The following is a 21,291-nucleotide window of genomic DNA, read 5'->3' as shown; positions in this document are numbered from 1 at the left end:
GACGATGAAGTCGCCCACTCATACGCGTATTAGAATGTTCAACACCAAAGAGACTTACCCCAATCAATCATTGGATAATGATTTATGCCAGGCGGTGAGGGCAGGGAATACCGTTTATGTAAGAGGGCAAGTCGGTACTGATTTTAATGGCAATCTGGTCGGCCTAGGTGACCCCGCCGCGCAAGCAGAACAAGCGATGAAGAACGTTAAAATACTCCTCGAAGAAGCAGGTTCTGATCTGAGTCATATTGTTAAAACCACGACCTATATAACCGATCCTCGTTTTAGGGAGCCGGTTTATCGAGAAGTCGGTAAATGGTTAAAGGGCGTTTTCCCTATTTCAACTGGCCTGGTTGTAAGTGGTTTAGCCCAGGCGGAATGGTTAATGGAAATCGATATTATTGCGGTTATCCCCGACGCTGAGGAAAACGAATGACGATCTCGATCAGCGGTTACTGCCCAAACACGGGGCAATTTGGTATTGCCATTAGTTCATCCAGTATTGCCGTGGGACAACGCTGCCCTTGGATCCAGCCCGGTATTGGCGCGGTCTCTTCACAAAATGTGACATTACCTTCATTAGGGCCTGCGGTACTGGCAGAATTGGACGCAGGAAGAAATGCTGAACAAGCGTTAGCAATAGTGATGGAACAAGAACCTCACCGCGATTTTCGTCAGGTGACTGTCATTGACGCTCTAGGACGTACTGCTGTATGGAGTGGTGCCAATACCTTGGGTATTTGGCAGTCTCGCCAAGGCGAATACTGTATCGCTGCGGGAAATATGTTGGCGTCAGAGCAAGTGCCAGAAGTGGCCGTACAGCAGTTTATGGCTCGGGAAGGCGAACTTGGCGAACGGCTTTTATCGGCCTTAGAGGCGGCTATTGCGGCGGGAGGCGAAGCTGGGCCTGTGCATTCAGCGGCGCTGAAAGTCTATGGTGAGCCGTCATGGCCGCTGTGCGATCTACGAGTAGACTGGGCCGATAATCCTACGGTAAGGTTACGTGAACTGTGGACGTTATGGCAGCCCCAGCAACAAGACTATTTAGTGCGAGCGTTAGATCCACGATTGGCTCCCCGATATGGAGTGCCAGGAAATGAATGATTATTTACCACTTACCTTGGAATTACTCAGCAAGTTAGTGAGTTTTGATACAACCAGTCGTGAGAGTAACCTCGCCCTAATTGATTATGTACAACACTATCTTGCCGAACAGGGCTTCCAAGCCGAGATTCTTTATAATCCAGAGCGAACTAAAGCCAATTTAGTGGTCTGTATTGGCCCTCGCGTCACAGGGGGCATCCTGCTCTCTGGTCACACGGATGTTGTCCCTGTTGATGGACAGCAATGGCACTATCCCCCTTTTTCTCTGATCCTCGATAACGAACGCTGTTATGGAAGGGGCACTACAGACATGAAAGGCTTTATTGCCTGTAGTCTTGCTATGATCACTGTCCTTGACGCTGACCAACTCAAAAAGCCTGTATGGCTGGGATTGAGTTATGATGAGGAAGTCGGGTGCTTAGGCGTGCATGATCTCGTGGCCTATCTTGACTCACAGCCGATCAAGCCCGAACTCTGTGTAGTGGGGGAACCGACCTCGATGCAGCCGGTTAACGGCCATAAGGGGAAAATTGCCCTTCGCTGTCAGGTTAAAGGTAAAGCTTGCCACTCCGCTTATACCCCTCAAGGGGTGAACGCTATTCATTACGCCTCCCGTTTAATCCATTTTATTCTCGACCAAGAAAATATCTTAACCACAGAGCGCAATCCGCGTTTTGACCCGCCGTTCAGTACACTTCATGTTGGGACAATTTCAGGGGGCGAGGCACTGAATATTGTTCCAGATAATTGTAAGTTCGATATGGAATTACGTTATCTACCCGGCTATTCAGCCTCTTTTCTAATTGAGGGAATAAAGGCTTACGCGCAGCAGCAACTGCTACCCAACATGCGGGAGAGGAGTCGTGACAGTAATATCACCTTTGAAACACTCGCTGCTTATCCTGGCCTTCACCTCGATGAAACAACGCCGTGGTTACAAAGATTACTAAAGTGGACCGACTGCTCAAGCCCACAGACCGTATCCTTTGGGACTGAGGGGGGGCTATACCAAGCATCGGGGATAACCTCAGTGGTGTGCGGCCCGGGTAGCATGGAGCAGGGGCATAAAGCCGATGAATACATAGAAAAAGGTCAGTTAGTACAATGCTTGGCGCTACTCGAAAAAATCATTCAGCATCTCTGTGAGAAGTCATCTTTGAGGTGATGTTTTCCACACAAAATTGTTTGAACAATTCGGCTGGCATCGTCAATGGATTCTGTTTTAGCCAGGCGGTCACTAATCCCGATCCTTCTACGACGTCTTTAAGTTTAAGGGTGACTAATTTTTGGCCATCATAGGTCGTATCACCTTGCGGACGCGTCACCAGAAACGCAAATCCAAATCCTTGGCCGACCATTCCCCTGACCATCTCGATTGAAGGAGAACTGAAAAGGATATTCGGTTCTAAACCCGCTTGCGTAAACAGACTGACGAAATAATGTCGGCTTGGTAATACATCTAACAAAATCATTGGTAGTGGGGCTAGCTCAGCTAAGCTTAACGACGCTTTATGGGCTAAGGGATGATCAGCAGGTAATAACACATAAGGGGCTTGTGGAGGAAGAAGGGGCATGGTTTCTATCGTGACATCAAGTTGATGTTGATAGAGCAGTACCAAGTCAAAGCTTCCCGCAATTAATCCTTTAACGAGTTCATGCTGTTCACCATCGCGAACCGTTATCTCCACGCCAGGATAGCGATCCTTAAAACCCCGTAATAATTTAGGCAGTATCAGCGGTGCAACGGTTTCGAAGCAGCCGATCTCGATTTTACCTGATACCACATTGTTATCAGCCAGTGCATTCTGCTCAAATTCATGAGCCGTTCTGATCAGTTTTAGTGCCTTATGATAAAACCTTGCCCCGGAAGGGGTCAGTGAAACCCCCTGAGCATGATGACGAATAAATAGTGTTACCCCAAAACTCTCCTCTAGCCCCTTAATGGCGGTCGAAATTGAGGGTTGGGCAATAAATAATTGGCGGGAGGCTTCAGCAACGCTACCGCATTCTACCGTGGTAATAAAATACTTCAGCTGCCTTAATGTATAGTTCGCCACAGACCGTCCCTCGAGCAGAGCTTATTAAGCGTTAATACGCTTATGTAAGCATAGTTTTTTTATCTTTTGAATGAATAAATTTAATATTTTACCTTCCTAGCTAATGGTCTGAAGATTGCAGAACTCACCCAGTGTTTCATGTAGATGCCGTGTGGTATCTAGCGATTAAGGGATTCGACTATGAGTTTTGATTGGGGCTATTTTTTCAGTTTATTCAAAGATAAAGATTTTTGGTCTGCAACCTGGACTGTGGTTAGCCTGAGCCTGTCTGCATGGGGGATAAGTATTGTTCTAGGGTTCTTCCTTGCTTTAGCACGGCAGCAAAAACATTGGATACCTCAAACCTTCGCACGGAGCTACATCTGGTTCTTTAGAAGTTTACCGTTACTCGTTTTACTGATTTTTGTTTATAACTTACCCCAAGCGTTACCTTCGACATCAATCGTCCTTAGTAATCCCTATTGGTCAGGGCTGATTGCCTTGGTGCTAAGTGAGAGTGCGTACATCGCAGAAATCCACCGTGGTGGGCTACTCTCTATTCCAAAAGGACAGTACGAAGCTGGGAAAGCATTGGGGCTTCGTTATGGCGTACTGCAGTATCGAGTGATTATCCCACAAGCTATTCGTGTCGCGTTACCCGCACTGGCTAATGAATTTATCTCGATTGTTAAATTAACCTCACTGGTATCGGTGGTGTCATTAACGGAGATTTTGTTGGTAGGGCAGCGTTTATACACCGAGAATTTTTTGGTGATGGAAACGATGTGTGCTGTCGCACTTTACTACATCTTGGTCGTTACCGTTTTCGATACCGCGCTTAAGCGTTTTGAAGTATGGTTAGACCTGTCCAAACGCACTCAACGTCCCCCTGTAGACCCGGTACTCTATGAATTGGCGACAACGCCTAGTGCCTCGAACGACCTCCACACCTCAGACTCACATTATGCTTTAGAAGCTAAGGATCTCCATAAAGCCTTTAATAACGTTGAAGTATTAGGGCGGGTCTCTCTAGCGGTCAAGCCCGGTGAGGTCATTTCGATCATTGGCCCTTCAGGCTCAGGAAAAACGACTTTTATCAGACTGCTTAATGGTATGGATAAAATCGATAGTGGAGAAGTGTGGCTTAACGATCAGCCCTTTATCAAGCTTGAACGTAACGGTCCTGCAAAAGAAACCTTTTACGAAAATACGCAGTTGAGTCAGCAAATCGGCATGGTTTTCCAAGGATTCAACCTTTTTCCGCATCTTACCGTTTTGCAGAATTTATTACTGGCCCCCACTTGGCATAAGTTAGGGAGTGCGGCACAACGTCGGCATAGTGCGGCCCTGATTTTATCTAAAGTTGGGATGCTCGATCATGCCAATAAATATCCCCATCAGTTATCTGGGGGGCAACAACAGCGAGTGGCTATCGCGCGTGCGCTGATGATGAAACCCCGCATTATGCTATTCGATGAACCCACTTCCGCTTTAGATCCGGAAAAAGTAGCAGAGGTATTACAGGTTATTGAACAGCTCGCGCGTGAAGGGATAACGATGCTTATCGTGACACATGAAATGAAATTCGCATTCAGTATCTCTGACCGTGTGGTCTTTATGGAGCAAGGAAGAGTGGTCTGTGATGACACCCCAGAAAAACTGCGTCAGGGTAGTCACCCGCGTATCCAACAATTTCTCAAAGATATCTCAGTAAACTAAAAGGTAATCATTATGAAAAAAACAGTAATAGTTAACGCGTGCGGGATGATGGTTTTTCTCAATATGGTAAACGCTCACGCCGAATTTTTACAACCCGCAAAAATTATTGCTGGGTCTGATGTCACCTTCGCACCTTATGAATATATGAACCAAGGGAAACCCGCAGGCTTCGATATAGAAATGTTGACGGGCATCGCTAAACAGCTCAATAGACAAGTGGTGACAGTAGACACCCGCTTCCCTAATCTAATTCCTGGGCTGCGGGGAAAACGTTTTGACGTTACCAATTCAGCGATGTATATCACGCCAGAGCGATTGAAAGTGATCGATATGGTGCCTTATCTCAAAACAGGCCAGCAAATCCTGTCACTGAGTAATAGTCACTACCAACCCAAGGCACCCGATGAATTTTGTGGGCATAAAATTGGTAGTATGGCTGGTTCATCGTTCTTACAGCATTTACAACAATTCTCAGAAAACCAATGTGTAAAACAGGGTAAACCCGCAATAAAAATCAGTGAATTCCCGACTGATCCTCAAACGACACAGGCGCTCCTATCTCATGCGATCGATGCGCAAATTACCGACGTTGCGGTAGCCCAAGCAGCAGTAAGCAAACTTCCAGGTAAAGTAAAAGTGAGCTCAACCCAATTGCTTTATCCGGTATTAATGGGGATTGGGGTCAGAAAGGATGCTCCAGATGTTAAAGCAGCAATTACCAAAGGGTTAGCGCAATTCCGGCAAACAGCGGAGTACCATCAACTGTTTGAGCGCTATCATTTCACTGCGCCCAGCGAACAAGAAATCCAATCTCTCGCCGCCAGCGAGTAAGAGGTCGATATGACAGAGCATGAATTACAGTTACGGATCGATTTGGCCGCTTGTTTTCGATTGGTCGCAGAATTGGGATTACACGAAGCCGTCGCGAACCATTTTAGTGCAGCGGTTTCAGCCGAGGGGAATACTTTTTTAATTAACCCTAAGTGGGTACATTTTTCGCAAATTACTGCGGAAAGTTTACTGTTACTGGACGCAAACAATCCTGAAGATGCTCTACGAGAGGATGTTGATCCGACAGCTTGGGCAATACATGGACAGATCCACCGTCGTCGCCCAGATATTCGGGCGGTGCTTCATCTGCATCCTATTTATACGACGACGATAGCCTGTCTCGAGGATCCGCGTATTTTACCTATCGACCAAACGACGGCGCGTTATTTCAACCGAGTAGCTTTTGACGAGCAATATGGCGGAATGGCAGAAACTGAAGCCGAAGGGGCGAGGCTGGTAAAACTATTGGGTCACCACTCGCGGTTACTAATGGGCAATCATGGGGTGATGGTGACCGCCAAAACGATTGGCGAAGCCTTCGATGATATTTATACCTTAGAGCGTGCTTGTACTTTTTTAGTGAAGGCTTATAGCACCGGTCAACCTTTACGAGTTCTCTCGGATGAGGTGGCTGAAAAAACGGCTCAAGGTTGGGAGGCTATCACTGATTTTTCGCAGGCGCATTTTGAGCAAATGAAAAAAATCTTAATGGCGCGTGAGTCACTGCACGCAAACAGCTAGGGAGGGACTGATGACATTGCGTGCAGTGCTGCTCGATGAAGCTCAGCTTATTGCAGAGAAAGCAGATATTGATAGATTGTTGCAAGCGTTTACGCAGTGTGAACGTTTTGCATCATCCTCGCCGCAAGAGTGTGTTACCCGTATCCGGTCCGCTGAGGTGGTGATCACCAATGGTACCCCTTTGACGCGAGAGCAACTTTTACAAGCTCAGCAGCTGCGTTTAATCTTAATTGGCGGGACGGGCTACGAATATGTTGATTACCACGCAGCCCGTGATCTCGGTATCGCGATTTATAATTGCCAGGAGTATGGTGTCGAGGCCATTGCACAGCATACTCTTGCATTAATACTGGCACTCTCTAATAGCATTCCACAGTTTCAACGTACGGTGAGAAGTCCCCTGTGGCAACAGGCAGGGACATTTTGTCTACTTAGCGAGCCAATTATTGAACTGAAGCAACAAACATTAGTGATCGTTGGTCATGGTGCTATCGGACAACGTGTGCAACTGCTCGCACAAGCTTTCGGTATGGAGGTAAAACTCGCCGAAATCCCTGGTAGGCCGACTCGCCCAGATAGAGTACCACTGGATGCGTTACTTCCTATAGCCGATATCGTGAGTCTACATTGCCCCCTTACCGAACAGACGCGTGGGCTTTTTTCAGCAGAACGATTAGGCTTAATGAAACCTAGTGCTTATCTTATTAACACGGCACGTGGAGCCATTGTTGATGAAGAGGCTTTAGCGCAAGCCTTGACGGAAGGGCGGCTGGCTGGAGCGGGAATTGATGTATTTTGTGATGAACCGCCGGCGGCCTCACATCCTCTCCTCGCTCAAGAACTCCTTAACAAAGTTATTGCCACGCCGCATGTGGCGTGGGGCAGTGCGCAAGCGAGGCAAAAAATGGTGCATCAAATGATTGAGAATGTCAGTCATTTTAGCAGTGGTAACCGTTTGCGGAGAGTAATTTAACCTTTTTTTCACCTAAGTTGGCATAAAACCTGCTTTGTCTATGTTGTAGGTCACAATAAAAACAAGACAGGGGTAACGCTTATGGCAAAGGGTGAATTAAAAAAAAGACTCAGCTTAATTGACTTATCATTACTCGGTATCGGGTCGATGATTGGTTCGGGTTGGCTGTATGCAGCGTTAAATAGTTCAGGGTATGCAGGCGGTAATACAGGGTGGGCGTGGACCTTAGGCGCTATTATTGTATTACTTATTGGATTAGTCTCGGCGGAACTCTCTGCGGCCATCCCTCGTGCAGGGGGGTTCGTAAGGTATCCTAATTACTCACATGGAAATATCGTTGGTTTTGTTATCGGGGTCAGCTCACTGCTCGCCTATACCAGTACCGCAGGGGTTGAAGTCGAAGCAGTGCGACAATATGCGCTGTACTGGTGGCCAGCACTCGGCCATAGCAACGGCAATCCCACTACCTTAGGGTTTGCTGTACAGATTGGCTTATTAGTTATCTTCTTTTTGCTTAACTATTGGAGCGTCAGCGTCTTTGGTCGGGTGAACACCATCATCACCACCTTTAAGTTTATCGTGCCACTTATTACTATCGTTACGCTACTCCTCTACTTTAACTCTGCTAACTTACAGGTTCCGCCGGCGCCTCCTGGCGGTGCACATGGAGTCTTTACCTCACTGACTGGTGCAGGTATCGTCTTCGCTTACTTAGGATTTCGACAAGCGGTTGATTTTGCGAGCGAGGCGAAGAATCCGCAACGTAACGTGCCTATCGCTATCTGTATCGCTATTGCGGTCAGCTTTATTATTTATCTTGCCTTACAATATGCGTTTATGGGGGCTGTACCTAGCGACGTGCTTACTGCGCATGGCTGGGCGGGATTAAAAGCGATTTTCCAATCCCCTTATGCCGACTTGGCACGTAGCCTAGGTTTGATGTGGTTGATCAATCTTATTTTGGTTGATGCCGTGATCTCTCCCGCCGGGACGGGTAATATTTATCTGGCTAGTGCGGCGCGAGTTCTTTTTGCCTTGGCGCGTAATGGCCATCTGTGGAAGAGTGCAGGTGAGATAGATGAAAAGTCAGGCGTACCGCGTGGCGCATTATGGCTGGCGTTAATCTTATCTATTGCTTGGACGTTACCTTCAGAATTCCAAGTATGGGGAGGGCTGATCGGTGCAGTAACTTCTGCTACGGTCTTCACTTATATGCCAGGACCGGTAACCTTAGCCGCATTTCGTACCCATCTACCGGAGTTACATCGACCTTTCCGTTTACCGATGGCAGCGATTTTGAGTCCGCTCTCTTTTGTCGCTAGCACGCTATTGATCTACTGGAGTGGTTGGCCAGTGAACGAAATTCTGATCCCTATCTTTATCGTGGCGTGGCTGGGTTACGCACTGTTAACGAGAAAGAGTCCTACTTATAAGCAAGACATCGCTTGTAGCTGGTGGCTCTTAGCCTATTACGTGGCGATGCTAATTCTTTCTAAAATCGGCACCTTTGATGGGCTAAACTTACTCAGTACCCCATTGGACATGATTATTGTGACGGTGGTAGCACTGATCTGTTATTACTGGGGAGCCAAAACCAGTATTGCAAAACCCATTATTGTCGAAGAGTAATCCTCGTTCCCCCAGAGAGCAGCCGCTCTCTGGGGGCAAATGTTAGGGGACTTTAGTAGAATTCCATTCCAGCGTAAGGGTGACGTCGACAATACTCCAAACGGCTTTCAAGATTTCCGCTATGAATTTCTAGTTTGTGACCATCCGGGTCACAGAAATAGAGTGAATCACCTTCACTTTGATTTATTTTCCACTCAGCCACTTTCTTTAATCGTAACTGTTCAACTAAGGGAGCAAAAACCTCGGGTGAAACAGTGAAGGCGTAGTGGGTATAGTCATTTTTAGTACCGACTGTATCTAGGCTGAGGCAGAGCCATAACTCCCCTAATGAGAGATAGGCCCCGGTATTCCATTTTGCCTTCGGAACGAAGCCTAATAATTCGGTATAAAATGCCCAGCTCCTGCCAATATCACTGACGGCGAGAGTAAGATGATTTAGGCCGGTTAACATGCCTTTCTCCTCTGACAAAACCCCTACAGTCCTAATTCCGATAATCCAGGATGATCTATTGGTCTCCGTCCCAAGGACCAATGGAAAAGCCGCTCGCTTTCGGTAATCGGCTTATCATTAATGGAGGCATGGCGGTGTGTCATCAGCCCCTCATCATTGAACTCCCAGTTTTCGTTGCCGTATGACCGAAACCAGTTACCTGAATCGTCTTGCCACTCATAGGCATACCTGACTGCAATACGATGAGTATCAAAGGCCCATAACTCTTTTATCAACCGATAATGTAATTCTTTCTGCCATTTTTGATCGAGGAAGTGAGCCGCTTGCTGCCGATTTTCAATAAAGGCTATACGGTTACGCCAGTGCGTATCCATCGAATAGGCTAAGGCGACTTGTTCAGCATTTCGGCTATTCCAGCCATCTTCAGCAAGTCGTACTTTTTGAATCGCCGTTTCCCGGGTAAAAGGCGGAAGAGGGGGGCGGATTGGCGTTGCCGTCATAACGAGTATTCCTGTGACAAGTGGAATCCTTATCCTAACGCAGAATGGGTAAATGGGGTCTAGAAAATGTTATAGGGTGGGCATAACAAGAGGTTATAGAACAAAAAAAACCAGACATCTTTCGATATCTGGCTTCTTAAATTTGGCTCCTCTGACTGGACTCGAACCAGTGACATACGGATTAACAGTCCGCCGTTCTACCGACTGAACTACAGAGGAATTGCTTGGTGCGTAATGTACGGTTTGCTGACAGGCTTGTCAAAACAATTATTAACGACTGCCGTCTGTTTGCCGCTTTTATCAGCAGAGTGATGAATAACTCAACACTCTGCTTTAGCATTACGATTAAGCCATCAACGCTTTAGCATGGAAACGGAGATGTTCCTCAATAAAGGTGCTGATGAAGTAGTAGCTATGGTCGTAATCCGGGTGGTAGCGGAAAGTGACGGGTAGTGCTTTTTCTTGGCAAGCCGCTTCTAGCAATTCCGTCGTCAGTTGCTGAGGATAGAAGGGGTCCGCTAAGCCTTGGTCAATCAGGGTTGAAGGTAACGAATAACCATTGTCAACTAACCATAAACTATCCCACTGTTGCCACTGAGTGGTATCACTCCCCAAATAAGCAGTGAAGGCCTTTTGCCCCCACTTAACCTGGCTAGGGGCAACGATAGGCGCAAAAGCCGAGACGCTGTCAAAACGGCCCGGAGATTTGAGCGCGACCATTAATGCACCATGCCCGCCCATCGAGTGGCCGGCAATCGCTTGTCGACCATTACTCGGAAAGTGGGCGGCAATTAGCGCAGGGATCTCTTCAGTCAGATAGTCGAACATCGCGTAATGCCTGGCCCAAGGCTGCTGAGTCGCATTGAGATAAAACCCGGCCCCTTGCCCGAGATCCCAGGCTTCATCGTCGGCAATCTGTTCACCTCTTGGGCTGGTATCAATCGCTACAACCATCATACCGAGTTCGGCGGCATAACGCTGGAATCCAGACTTGGTGATCAGGTTCTGCTCCGAACAGGTGAGGCCTGATAACCAATACAGGACGGGAACCGACTGATGCGCGGCTTGCGGGGGTAGATAGACCGCAAACTTCATATCGCAGCCTAGGGTCGCGGAGGTATGTTGCCATACCTCTTGCCACCCGCCAAAACTCGCATGCCGTTCGACACGGGTGAGTGAATCGGTAGCCATCTCTCCCCCTTAAAAACGAATAACGGTACGGATAGATTTACCTTCGTGCATCAGATCGAAGGCCTGATTAATCTCATCCAAGGGCAGGGTGTGGGTAACAAAAGGCGCAAGGTCAATCTTACCGACCATGGCTTGCTTGACCATATCCGGTAATTGACTACGTCCCTTCACACCACCAAAGGCTGAGCCTTTCCAGCTGCGCCCAGTAACTAACTGGAAGGGGCGAGTCGCGATCTCTTTTCCTGCACCTGCCACACCGATGATGATAGATTGTCCCCAGCCGCGGTGAGCGCTCTCTAACGCTTGGCGCATTACGTCGACATTCCCAATACATTCAAAGGTATGGTCGATACCCCATTTATTCTTCTCTAAGAGCACATCTTTGATCGACTTATCATGGTCTTTAGGGTTAATACACTCTGTTGCCCCAAATTGAGTCGCTAAAGCAAATTTTCCGGGGTTAGTATCGATCGCAATAATTTTACCGGCCTGCGCCTGACGAGCACCTTGGATGACCGCGAGTCCGATGGCACCTAAGCCAAATACCGCGACTGAGTCACCTGGTTGAACTTTAGCGGTATTGTGTACTGCACCGATACCGGTGGTGACCCCACAGCCCAGTAGACAGACTTGCTCATGATTTGCTTCAGGGGTGATTTTGGCTAAAGAGACTTCTGCGACCACGGAATACTCACTAAAGGTCGAACACCCCATGTAATGGTAGAGCGGTTGGCCTTGATAAGAGAAGCGCGTGGTGCCGTCTGGCATGACGCCTTTGCCTTGTGTCTCTCGCACCGCAACGCAGAGATTAGTTTTTCCTGACTGACAAAATTCGCACTCGCCACACTCTGCGGTATATAACGGAATGACATGGTCGCCGGGTTTTACGCTGGTTACGCCTTCACCCACTTCGATGACAATCCCCGCGCCTTCATGACCCAGAACAACCGGGAATAAGCCTTCAGGATCCTCGCCTGATAAGGTGAACGCATCGGTATGGCAGACACCGGTGTGGGTATTCTTAATCAATACTTCGCCTTTCTTTGGCGCTTCAACATCGATTTCGACAATTTTCAACGGTTGATTGGGTGCAAAAGCGACCGCAGCACGTGATTTCATTTTAGCGTCCTTATTAGGATTAAGCAGGGCAAAGGGTAAGTGTAGAGGGCGATGGCGCTGGTGAGAAGCTAAAATCTTCTTATACTTAACCTAAGGTGCTATCACCCGCTACTTAAGTCGCGGGTGATAGCTTAACCCTTAAAGAGGTTGGGCGCGTGAGGGGGCGGTGAGGGTGAATAGAGAGAGTAGCGTGAAAAGTAGGGCGATCAGCCCGAGCACGAGATAAGCCCCGTGGAAGCCTATCGAGTCATACATTTTTCCCGCCAAGACAGACATAAATATCATCGCTAATTGTTTAAAGAAACAGAAACAGACAAGGTAAACGGTCGCTGAAAATCTCACCTCAAATTGCGTCGTGATGTATTTGAAACAGCCAACGATAAGCATTGGTACCTCAAACATATGTAAGCATTTTAAAATAACGACTTCCCAGGCTTGGCTGGCATAAGCCGAGCCCAAGATACGGATAGACATAATCGATCCCGCAATCAGTAAAGCATTTTTGCCGCCGATACGGTTTACGATGGTGGGAGCGAAAAACATAATTAATGCATTCAGAAGTTCGCCCCCGGTCGTGACATAGCCAAACACACGGGTTCCCTGCTCCGCTGAGGAGAAAAAACCGGTAAAGAAGGTGGCGAATTGTTGGTCAAAGATATCGTAGGTACAGGAAACGCCGACCACATACAGCGATAAGAACCAGAGCTTAGGTTTTTTAAAGAGTTCAAAGGCCAGACGAAGGCTAAATAAAGAGTGGTTAGCCCCTAAAGAATTGATAACACGATTCGTTGCTGGCACGGTGGGCCGAGCACAAAACAGAAGCAGGGCTAAGATAACGGCACAGCCCGAACCAAGCCAAAATACAAACTCATTATTAATCGTGAACATTATCCCTGCGATCGATGCACAAATTGCCCACCCTATGCAGCCAAAGAGTCGTGCTCGCCCAAACTCGAAGGCACTATAACGACTGACCTTTTCGATGTAGGCCTCTATCGCTGGAGCGCCGCCATTATAAATAAATCCGAGATAGATCCCCCCAACAATGGCGGCAAGAAAGATATTGGTTTTCAGTAATGGACCAAAAAGATAAATAAAGAACGGCGCGAAAAGCACAAGCAGTAAGGTAATCAGCCACAATAAGTGTTTTTTTAGCCCGAGCTTGTCAGACAGCAATCCAAAAATAGGTTGAAAGACTAATGAAAAGAAAGAGATGGAGGCGAAAATAAGGCCGGTATCCCCTTTATTGATATGGTTAATATCGTGAAGCCAAATGGGAAAGAAAGGGAAGTACGCTCCCATGATAAAGAAGTAGAAGAAAAAGAATAAGCCGAAGATCCAGAAATTACTGTTTTTAAGATAGAACATAGTCACCGCCGGATAATGAGTCTTGCTGTGAGAGAGGGGCGCTACTCCACTTCAACTGATAATGGAAGTGGCTGGCGGTTAATAAGAAGGGGGCGGCGACGCTTGGGCTCCACGAATCATCGCCGCCAACCCCCATATGAAATCCATCGAGAACAAGCCAACTCCCTACCTCGGGCTTAAGCAGATGGCGATGACTCGTCATCGTTAACTGCTGCTGGCTGTAACGACTGACAGAGAAAAGGAAGTCTCCTTCTATCAGATGAGGACCATAAGTAAGTTGTTGGGTGCCCCCACGTAAGCCATTCTCACAAGGAAAAACGTAATCGGTATGCATTGCGGCGAGTGGTAAGGTCCAATGATCGAAGTGGGCAGCACGGCAACGATCGGGATAATTTTCGTGAGGCCCTAATCCTAGCCAGCTGACCTCAGGATAATGGGCGGCGAGTTGGCAGGTGAGGCCAATCCGCGCCGGAGGGGGGGCATTTAACGCGCGTTCCACCTCGACTGTTATAGTGACGTTGCCCGGTCCAGTGAACTTAAACGCTTTGCGGCTAATAAACAGTAAGGTCTCGCCAGAAGAATAACTATGCACAGTATTGACCATAATCCCGTCGTGGACAGTTGAATAACTCAATTCAAGGCATTCACTCGTTAACTGATACATTCCGGCGGCTTTCCAGCGCTCAATCCAGGCATTGGGATCAATACGCGTGACTTCACTCACTCCGATATCATTATCAATGGGGGCGCGGGTAAAGTTATCCGTTAACGGCGTAAGCAGCTGTTCTACGTTATCGCGCGTCCACTGAGTCAGAAAGCCGGTATCGCGTGAAAAAGACCATTTTTGCGCGGCACAACGCAGGATGATGGCTTTTTCGTTCTCTTCAACTTGGACCTGCTCGGAAGATGCAGCGATGATCGGTAATTGTAATGGCGTCGCTAATTGCCATTGTGCAGAAGCGGCGCAATGTCCGGCGTCACTCCATGGCGTAGCCTTCGGCTGTACGATCCTGATGGTTAACCACGCTTGGTCAATATTGGCTAAATCAGGCAGGTCCAGAACAAAGGAGCGGGTTTCTCTCGCGGCTAAAGTAAGAGGAAATGCTCCCTGACCGATGATCTTCCCACGCTGTGACACTGTCCAATTAAGCTGTTCATTATCACAATGACGGAACAGGTATTCACTGGTCACTGTCAGAGTACGTTGTGCAAAGCTAAACTGGAAAAACTGTTGGTGATACTTCGCTTCATACAAGCTGGGGTGGGGGCTGCGGTCAGCAAAGACTAAGCCGTTCATACAAAATTGACGGTCGTTAGGGGTATCACCAAAATCGCCGCCATATGCCGCATAAGGGTTACCCTCATCATCATAGGCTTGTAACGATTGATCCGCCCAATCCCAAATAAACCCCCCCTGTAAGCGCGGGTAGTGTCGAAACGCCTGCCAGTATGCCTCGAACCCCCCTAGGCTATTTCCCATCGCATGAGCGTACTCACATAGGAGCAGTGGCCGCTGCTCATCGGGTAAGGATATCCATTTAGTTATCGACCATTTAGGGACGGCTGGAAAGCATTGATCCTCAGTTACCCGCGCATACATTGGACAGAGTATATCGGTAGCAGGCGTATTCGCGCCGCCGCCTTCGTATTGCACGGGACGGGTGGGGTCAAACTTTTTAATCCATTGATAGAGGGCGTCGTGATTATGGCCATAGCCCGACTCATTACCCAATGACCAGATGATAATCGAAGGATGGTTGAGATCTCTTAGCACCATACGCGTGACCCGTTCCATCATCGCAGGTAACCAGCCAGGGTCATCACTCAATCGGTTCATTGGCACCATGCCATGGGTTTCAATATTCGCTTCATCCACGACATAGAGCCCATATTGATCGCAGAGATCGTACCAATCGGGATGATTGGGGTAATGGGAGCAGCGGACGGCATTAAAGTTATGCTGCTTCATCAACAAAATATCCTTGAGCATCCCTTCACGCGTAACAGTTTGACCGGTAATTGGATGATGTTCATGGCGATTGGTCCCACGAATAAGCAGTGGTTGGCCATTGAGTGTGAGCAGTCCATGCTGAATGGTTACCTCACGCAATCCCAGCGGGCTGATTTCGACCTCGATTAAGTGATCATCTTGGTATAAACAGAGCAATACACGATAAAGCGTTGGCGTCTCCGCACTCCATAAGCGTGGCGAGGGAACGGATAACTCAAGGATTGCCCGATCGCTATAGGCACCGCGTTCATCAACGAGGGTACTCCCTAAGGCGGAATGCTGTGATACCACGCACTGTGTGTCATCCCAAATCTCGATCGCGAGGGTGGTTAATCTGTCATAGTCACCCCCCACATCGACCTGAACCTTAACCTCAGCTTGAGTGTAATTGGCGGATAATTGTGAGGTGATTTTCCATTGTTTTACGTAGCAGCTAGGTTTGTGGAGTAAGTTCACCTCGCGGAAAATACCACTCATCCGCCACATATCTTGGTCTTCAAGATAGCTGCCATCTGACCAGCGAAGCACCAACACCGCCAAGCGATTTTCACCCCTCTGCAATACTGAGGTTAAGTCGAACTCGGAGGGTAAACGACTGTCTTGGGCATAACCTATCCATATACCGTTACACCAGAGATAAAAAGCCGAATTGACCCCTTCAAAAATGATTCTGGTTGATCCCGAGGTTAACCACGCCTCTTCAATGGAGAATGTGAGCGAATAACATCCGGTTGGGTTTCTATCAGGAACCTTCGGTGGGTCAACAGGAAAAGGATAGGTGACATTAGTATAGATAGGTACATCATCTACACCTTGCAACTGCCAATTACTGGGTACCGAAATCGGTCTTGCATCAGGTAAATCAGAGAACTGCCATTCATTGGGCACCTGCTGGGGAGCCTCGAAGAAGCTGAACTGCCATTGACCATTGAGCGATTGTAGAGAGGGGGAGGCTAAGTTACTGAGTGCTTGTGACCGATCACGCCAACTCCTGTATCGAGGGTGGGCAGGTAATTGATTGAAATGAGTGACTGCCGGCTGTTGCCAGTCTTGTCGGGAAAGCAGTGCTTGCAGTGAAAGTAAAGTCATGATCGGCCCTATATGTTATTCGCTCACATATAGGCTTATGCCGATTTTACTAAGCTGTAAAGTAGCCTAAATCTTCATCGTGAGGTTTATCACAGAAAGTGTTGCTAATTTATCCACCAGAAAGTTGATCGAGTTGAATGGAGACTTTTTTGAGTTGGCGTGCAAGTTGTTGGACTGAGAGCGTATTATTTTGTGTGACTGAGGCAATGGTATCGCGCTCGATGAAACTGACGGGAAGAATACGATTATAGGCGGCCCCTCCTGCCATCAAGGTGAGGAGTTGTTCGACACTCGAGTGACCCAGTAGCGAAAAATCTTGCTGTACCGTGGTTAAAGGCGGCGTGAAGAAGGCACTATCAGAGGTATCATCATAACCTGTCACTGAAATTTCGTTGGGGACAGAGAAACCGGCTTCAGTTAGCGCTCGCAACGCCCCCAACGCCATTTGGTCATTGCCGACCACCACCGCGGTAAAAGAATGCCTCTGCATCATTGCGAAAGTCATGGCATCGAATCCGGATTTAGCACTCCAATCACCGGCTACCGTCAATACCGGTTCTAATTGATGGCTGCGCAGTTGAGCTTGAGCACTCTTAGCACGTAAGGTTGCGGAGATAGAGTCCTGTGGGCCAGTCAGGAGAATAATTTCGCGGTGTCCGAGGGCAACCAAGCGATCAATGGTTAATTGACTTCCGAGAGTCGGATCAAAAATGACGTGAGGCTCAGCGCAGCTCGGTGAAACATCATTAAACAGCATCGGCAGTTGTGGTGCGAGTTGGCGTGCTTCAGCGGCTAACTTATCGCTTAATGGAATATTAATAATGATGCCATCGACGCGTTGTGCCAGAAGTTGCTTGATCGCATCATGGATAGCCTGCGGCTGTGGAGTGTCAACCATCGCAATCACCGTATTATAGTGTTCTGCAGTGGCACGCGCTTTTACTGCCGCGGCAATTTGTGATGGGGCATGCAAGGCAAGGCTGGTGGTCGCAAGACCAATGGTTCGACTTTGTTTGCCGGCTAATTGTTGCGCAACTTTATTCGGGACATAGTGCAGCTGATCAATGGCTTGAAAGACGCGCTGACGTGTTTCACTCGAAACATGGGCTGATTGATTGATTACGCGGGAAACTGTCTGGTAAGAGACACCCGCTTCGCGTGCCACATCATAAAGCGTCACTGCTCGCTTATTCATATTATGTTCCTGCTCACTCTATTCAGCCCCGATCTAAGACCCTTTTTAGCATAAAAGTAAGGGAATTACTGTAGTCCTGTCGTGTCAGGGCATGGCTGGTTTTATCCGTCGGGAAGGGGATAAGGGCTAAGCCGCTAACGCGTCGTAATATTAGGTCGCTGTATTACAAGAGGTTAACGGCAAAGCGGTAAATCACCTTTCTGTTACGTGGCAGGGTGAGTAAGCTAACCCCTTAGAAAATACTGTTGTACCGGGTGGTACGGATTTACACGAATTATCATTAATGCAGATAAGTTTAGCGTCAGTATACCGCTTTAACTTAAAGGTTAATTTGCCCATCAATACAGGTCACGGCACATCCCCCCACCTTGATAATATCGTGATCGATAATAAGTGATACCTTACCCTCTCGACCCAAGGCTTGTCCTTGAGAAGCCTTTACCTGAAGAGGCATTGACAGCTCTTTGCCGTGATAACGAATAAAGGCGGCTACACTGCCGTTTCCGCTGCCACAAACCGGATCTTCGTTAACGCCACAGGCGGGGGCAAAAGAGCGAACTTCAATCGTCATTTCTTCTTGTTGAGGATAATCACCGTAAAGGCATATCCCCGTAATCGCCATGGCGAGGTCATGCTGACGCAATCGTGCGTAATCAGGCGTGACATTGAGTACGGATGAGGCGTCAGATAACTGAGCAACTATCCATTTAGCGCCGACGTCGACCAAAGCGGGGCAGAGGGAGCGACTGATCTTGCAACCAATCATTTCCTCAATTGCATCTATTTGTTCAGGACTCAGTTCAGTGATGTGAGGCTTGGGTAGATCGAAGGCGATCGAGGTCTCCCCGTTATGACCTAGGGTAAGGGTCAGTCTAACCAGTCCAGCACCGCATTCTTGGATAAGATGACCTTCATGGGGCACGACTCTCCCCGCTTCCAGTAACGCCCAGGCGGTGCCAATGGTTGGGTGACCCGCAAAAGGGAGTTCACTTTTAGGGGTGAAAATTCTTACACGGTAGTCAGCTTCACTGTTTTCAGCGGGGAGAACAAAGGTGGTTTCTGATAGATTAGTCCAGTTAGCAATGGCTTGCATCTGAGCCGTTGATAAACCACGAGCATCCAGGATGACTGCCACGGGGTTACCTTTGAAGGGTGTAGACGTGAATACATCGACCTGCTTAAAATTAACCGCTAACGCTTGCATAACCAACCTCTTCTCAAGTGAGTAAGTAAACTATATTGTAATGATGATACGCATCTCGATATGTTGGTGACAGATACAGATGTTTGGAATACAGAGGGATACAATCGTTACCCAAGGGAGTCAGGCAGAGAAATACGATTATACATTCGTCTAGAGGCCGCTTAAGGCGGTGAGCTATTTTTGGCGGGAATTAACCATGGTGAGCCTATCGTTGCCATCTTCACGAGTCCTCTTTTACACAGGTCATCGGGTTCAAAATCAACTCATCTTTTACTAAAAGGTTATAGAACGCTGCACGGTGCTGAATAACTTATCCGATGTTGACAGTGAAGAGCCCGTTAACGTTCGGGAATTGGGTTTTTAGTGCTCTTCTACTTATACTATCGATACCATCTACTGCTTACACCCACTGAGGATCGATGCCTACAACTGTTGCACCTCACGCAATTAACACCTCTTCCAGAAGAAGTTCTACACGAGCCGCTTTCTTTGTGGCGGGCTTCGCCATGGGAGCTTGGGCTCCATTGGTACCCTATGCACAACACCGTTTACAGCTGGATTCCGGTTCACTCGGTCTGCTTTTATTGTGTCTTGGCAGTGGCTCACTGATCAGTATGTTATTTTCGGGTCGGCTCGCCGGGCGCTTTGGCTGTCGTGCGGTGATCATTGCGGGCTCATTGATGGTCTGTTTTGCTTTCCCCTTCCTCGCGACAGCCGAATCGATAGGGGTTATGATCCTGAGTCTCGCCCTCTTTGGGGCGGGGGTAGGGTTAACCGATGTGACCGTCAATATTCAAGGAGCGCTGATTGAGCAAACCTCCACTAAGCCACTGATGTCCGGGTTCCATGGGCTATTTAGCATAGGGGGCATAGTGGGTGCGGCAGGCGGGAGTATTGCCCTCAGTAGTGGACTGTCACCCATGATGATGTCTATCGCCGCGTTATCCGTGATTGTTTTGGTCATGTTTATGGTAGGTAAGCATCTACTGCCTTTCGCAACACATGCCGAAGCAGAACAGAGCCGTTTCAGACTGCATCCACGATTACTGCTTATGGCATTAATGTGCATGACATGCTTTCTTGCTGAGGGGGCGATGCTTGATTGGAGCGGTATCTGGCTGACTTCCGAGCGGGGGCTCTCTCTCGACCATGCTGGATGGGGGTATGCCACTTTCGCGGTTGCGATGGCCATTATGCGGCTAATGGGGGATAGACTGATTAGTGCAGTGGGGCGTAGAAAATTACTTATCTTGAGTGGTATTTGTGCGATGAGCGGCTACACCTTAGCCGTTTTATTGCCTGGGTGGGAAACCTCGCTTGCTGCCTTTATTCTGGTGGGTATTGGTGCTGCCAATGTGGCGCCGGTCGTCACAACCCTTGCGGGATTAGAAAAAATAATGCCTTCGAATATGTCTGTTGCCTTTGTCTCAACAGTCGGTTATCTCGGTATTCTTATGGGCCCTGCCGTAATTGGCTTTATCGCCCATTTAAGCAGTTTAGCGGCGGCATTTATTTTTATCGCGATTTCATTACTAATCGTTGTGTTGGGCGCATTGAAACTTCGATAAGGTTATTAGCTGTAAGCTGCGACTCGGTTTGAGAACTCAAAAACCTCTTCATGGGTTGTTGGACTCACTGGTCACCTATTCTGTATTTTGTTGAGAAGGCTGGGTATTTCGATACTGGATAACTGAGCCTAAGCACAATACCACTTAGAGAGTAAAGAGTGACGTAATCAGGGGGAAATGACTATCAAGTTGAAGATTTACCGAATACGAGAGATTAATGACTTTGCTGATTGATAGGGATTGCCGAAGAGGAGGGGAAGCTTGATAAAGTCCACCCTTAAACAAACAGGCTTAAAGAGTTAATTTTAGGTTCGAGGAAGGGATTGATAATACATTTTTCGAGTATGAAATGGAGAGTTTGGTTCCTCTGACGGGGATCGCCTCAGCCATTAACTCGCTGATTGACAAGCATTCGGAGAAAAAAATCTAGATACACTGGAACCTTTGTTGGCGCTACTCTCTGAGTCCGCTGTTGTGGTCTGGGCGACAGACGGTTAACCCACTTACGTGAAAAGACTGAAGAGAGAAATACAGTCTAATAGTAAGCGTTTTACTTAGCGTA

General features: G+C 48.0%; 18 protein-coding genes, 1 tRNA gene and 1 pseudogene. 10 read left to right on the top strand and 10 right to left on the bottom strand.

All coding sequences use genetic code 11. The features are described 5' to 3' along the window. The first annotated feature begins 4 nt into the window (after positions 1-4). Genes QJR74_RS08850 through argE form a run of 3 tightly spaced genes read left to right on the top strand, consistent with a single transcriptional unit; the run spans position 5 to position 2,269 of the window. Positions 5-436, top strand: coding sequence for a RidA family protein (locus QJR74_RS08850; RefSeq protein WP_304371496.1), 432 nt, complete (start codon positions 5-7; stop codon positions 434-436). Then, complete coding sequence (locus tag QJR74_RS08845; protein WP_304371495.1) at positions 433-1,104, top strand: DUF1028 domain-containing protein; 672 nt, start codon at positions 433-435, stop codon at positions 1,102-1,104. Before QJR74_RS08850 ends, QJR74_RS08845 begins: the two co-directional genes overlap by 4 nt. Then, positions 1,097-2,269 carry an acetylornithine deacetylase gene (argE, locus tag QJR74_RS08840; protein WP_304371494.1) on the top strand — a complete coding sequence of 391 codons (1,173 nt, stop codon included), beginning with the start codon at positions 1,097-1,099 and terminating at the stop codon, positions 2,267-2,269. Before QJR74_RS08845 ends, argE begins: the two co-directional genes overlap by 8 nt. On the opposite strand, the gene QJR74_RS08835 is transcribed toward argE, so the two are convergent. After that, positions 2,232-3,161 carry a LysR family transcriptional regulator gene (locus tag QJR74_RS08835; RefSeq protein ID WP_304371493.1) on the bottom strand — a complete coding sequence of 310 codons (930 nt, stop codon included), beginning with the start codon at positions 3,159-3,161 and terminating at the stop codon, positions 2,232-2,234. The two genes, argE and QJR74_RS08835, sit on opposite strands and share 38 nt — an antisense overlap. Positions 3,162-3,341: 180 nt before the next feature. On the opposite strand from QJR74_RS08835, the gene QJR74_RS08830 reads away from it, so the two are divergent. The 5 genes from QJR74_RS08830 to QJR74_RS08810 all read left to right on the top strand — a co-directional run bounded on the left by QJR74_RS08830 (position 3,342) and on the right by QJR74_RS08810 (position 9,033). Then, the gene (locus QJR74_RS08830; protein ID WP_304371492.1) at positions 3,342-4,859 is read left to right on the top strand and encodes an amino acid ABC transporter permease/ATP-binding protein; all 1,518 of its coding nucleotides are present in this window, start codon (positions 3,342-3,344) and stop codon (positions 4,857-4,859) included. A gap of 12 nt (positions 4,860-4,871) precedes the next feature. Further along, positions 4,872-5,690, top strand: coding sequence for an ABC transporter substrate-binding protein (locus QJR74_RS08825; protein WP_304371491.1), 819 nt, complete (start codon positions 4,872-4,874; stop codon positions 5,688-5,690). A 9-nt stretch (positions 5,691-5,699) separates the two neighbouring features. Continuing rightward, positions 5,700-6,431, top strand: a complete 732-nt coding sequence (locus QJR74_RS08820; protein WP_304371490.1) for a class II aldolase and adducin N-terminal domain-containing protein — start codon at positions 5,700-5,702, stop codon at positions 6,429-6,431. Positions 6,432-6,441: 10 nt separating this feature from the next. Continuing rightward, positions 6,442-7,404 carry an NAD(P)-dependent oxidoreductase gene (locus tag QJR74_RS08815; protein WP_304371489.1) on the top strand — a complete coding sequence of 321 codons (963 nt, stop codon included), beginning with the start codon at positions 6,442-6,444 and terminating at the stop codon, positions 7,402-7,404. Between the two features lie 81 nt (positions 7,405-7,485). Beyond that, entirely contained in the window at positions 7,486-9,033 is a 1,548-nt protein-coding gene (locus QJR74_RS08810; RefSeq protein WP_304371488.1) for an APC family permease, read from the top strand. Between the two features lie 52 nt (positions 9,034-9,085). Here QJR74_RS08810 and fos read toward each other — a convergent pair whose 3' ends face one another. From fos to QJR74_RS08765, 9 genes are all read right to left on the bottom strand, one after another. Next, positions 9,086-9,484 (bottom strand): fosfomycin resistance glutathione transferase, encoded by a 399-nt coding sequence (fos, locus tag QJR74_RS08805; RefSeq protein WP_304371487.1) that lies wholly within the window; start codon positions 9,482-9,484, stop codon positions 9,086-9,088. A gap of 23 nt (positions 9,485-9,507) precedes the next feature. Then, on the bottom strand, positions 9,508-9,984 hold the full coding sequence (locus QJR74_RS08800; protein ID WP_304371486.1) for a nuclear transport factor 2 family protein: 477 nt from the start codon (positions 9,982-9,984) through the stop codon (positions 9,508-9,510). A gap of 143 nt (positions 9,985-10,127) precedes the next feature. Beyond that, positions 10,128-10,203: transfer RNA gene (locus QJR74_RS08795), tRNA-Asn, on the bottom strand. A 126-nt stretch (positions 10,204-10,329) separates the two neighbouring features. Further along, positions 10,330-11,175 (bottom strand): S-formylglutathione hydrolase, encoded by an 846-nt coding sequence (gene fghA / locus QJR74_RS08790; protein WP_304371485.1) that lies wholly within the window; start codon positions 11,173-11,175, stop codon positions 10,330-10,332. Positions 11,176-11,184: 9 nt separating this feature from the next. Then, positions 11,185-12,294: an S-(hydroxymethyl)glutathione dehydrogenase/class III alcohol dehydrogenase gene (locus tag QJR74_RS08785; RefSeq protein ID WP_304371484.1), complete on the bottom strand. Its 1,110-nt coding sequence runs from the start codon at positions 12,292-12,294 to the stop codon at positions 11,185-11,187. Positions 12,295-12,432: 138 nt separating this feature from the next. Beyond that, entirely contained in the window at positions 12,433-13,662 is a 1,230-nt protein-coding gene (locus tag QJR74_RS08780) for an MFS transporter (RefSeq protein WP_304371483.1), read from the bottom strand. Further along, positions 13,649-16,762 (bottom strand): beta-galactosidase, encoded by a 3,114-nt coding sequence (locus QJR74_RS08775; protein WP_304371482.1) that lies wholly within the window; start codon positions 16,760-16,762, stop codon positions 13,649-13,651. The genes QJR74_RS08780 and QJR74_RS08775 overlap by 14 nt, the downstream gene beginning before the upstream one ends. Positions 16,763-16,871: 109 nt before the next feature. Further along, the gene (locus QJR74_RS08770; protein WP_304371481.1) at positions 16,872-17,957 is read right to left on the bottom strand and encodes a LacI family DNA-binding transcriptional regulator; all 1,086 of its coding nucleotides are present in this window, start codon (positions 17,955-17,957) and stop codon (positions 16,872-16,874) included. Positions 17,958-18,276: 319 nt separating this feature from the next. Beyond that, positions 18,277-19,161: a PhzF family phenazine biosynthesis protein gene (locus tag QJR74_RS08765; RefSeq protein ID WP_304371480.1), complete on the bottom strand. Its 885-nt coding sequence runs from the start codon at positions 19,159-19,161 to the stop codon at positions 18,277-18,279. 419 nt (positions 19,162-19,580) lie between these two features. On the opposite strand from QJR74_RS08765, the gene QJR74_RS08760 reads away from it, so the two are divergent. Both QJR74_RS08760 and QJR74_RS08755 read left to right on the top strand, forming a co-directional pair. Then, the gene (locus tag QJR74_RS08760; RefSeq protein ID WP_304371479.1) at positions 19,581-20,729 is read left to right on the top strand and encodes an MFS transporter; all 1,149 of its coding nucleotides are present in this window, start codon (positions 19,581-19,583) and stop codon (positions 20,727-20,729) included. 411 nt (positions 20,730-21,140) lie between these two features. Further along, positions 21,141-21,284: pseudogene (locus tag QJR74_RS08755) on the top strand (IS1 family transposase); the annotation flags it as partial. Between the last annotated feature and the right edge of the window lie 7 nt (positions 21,285-21,291).

The organism is Tatumella ptyseos (genome assembly GCF_030552895.1).
GTDB lineage: Bacteria > Pseudomonadota > Gammaproteobacteria > Enterobacterales > Enterobacteriaceae > Rosenbergiella > Rosenbergiella ptyseos_A.
The sequence above is the reverse complement of the archived record's forward strand: the minus strand, read 5'-3'. Positions and strand labels throughout refer to the sequence as shown.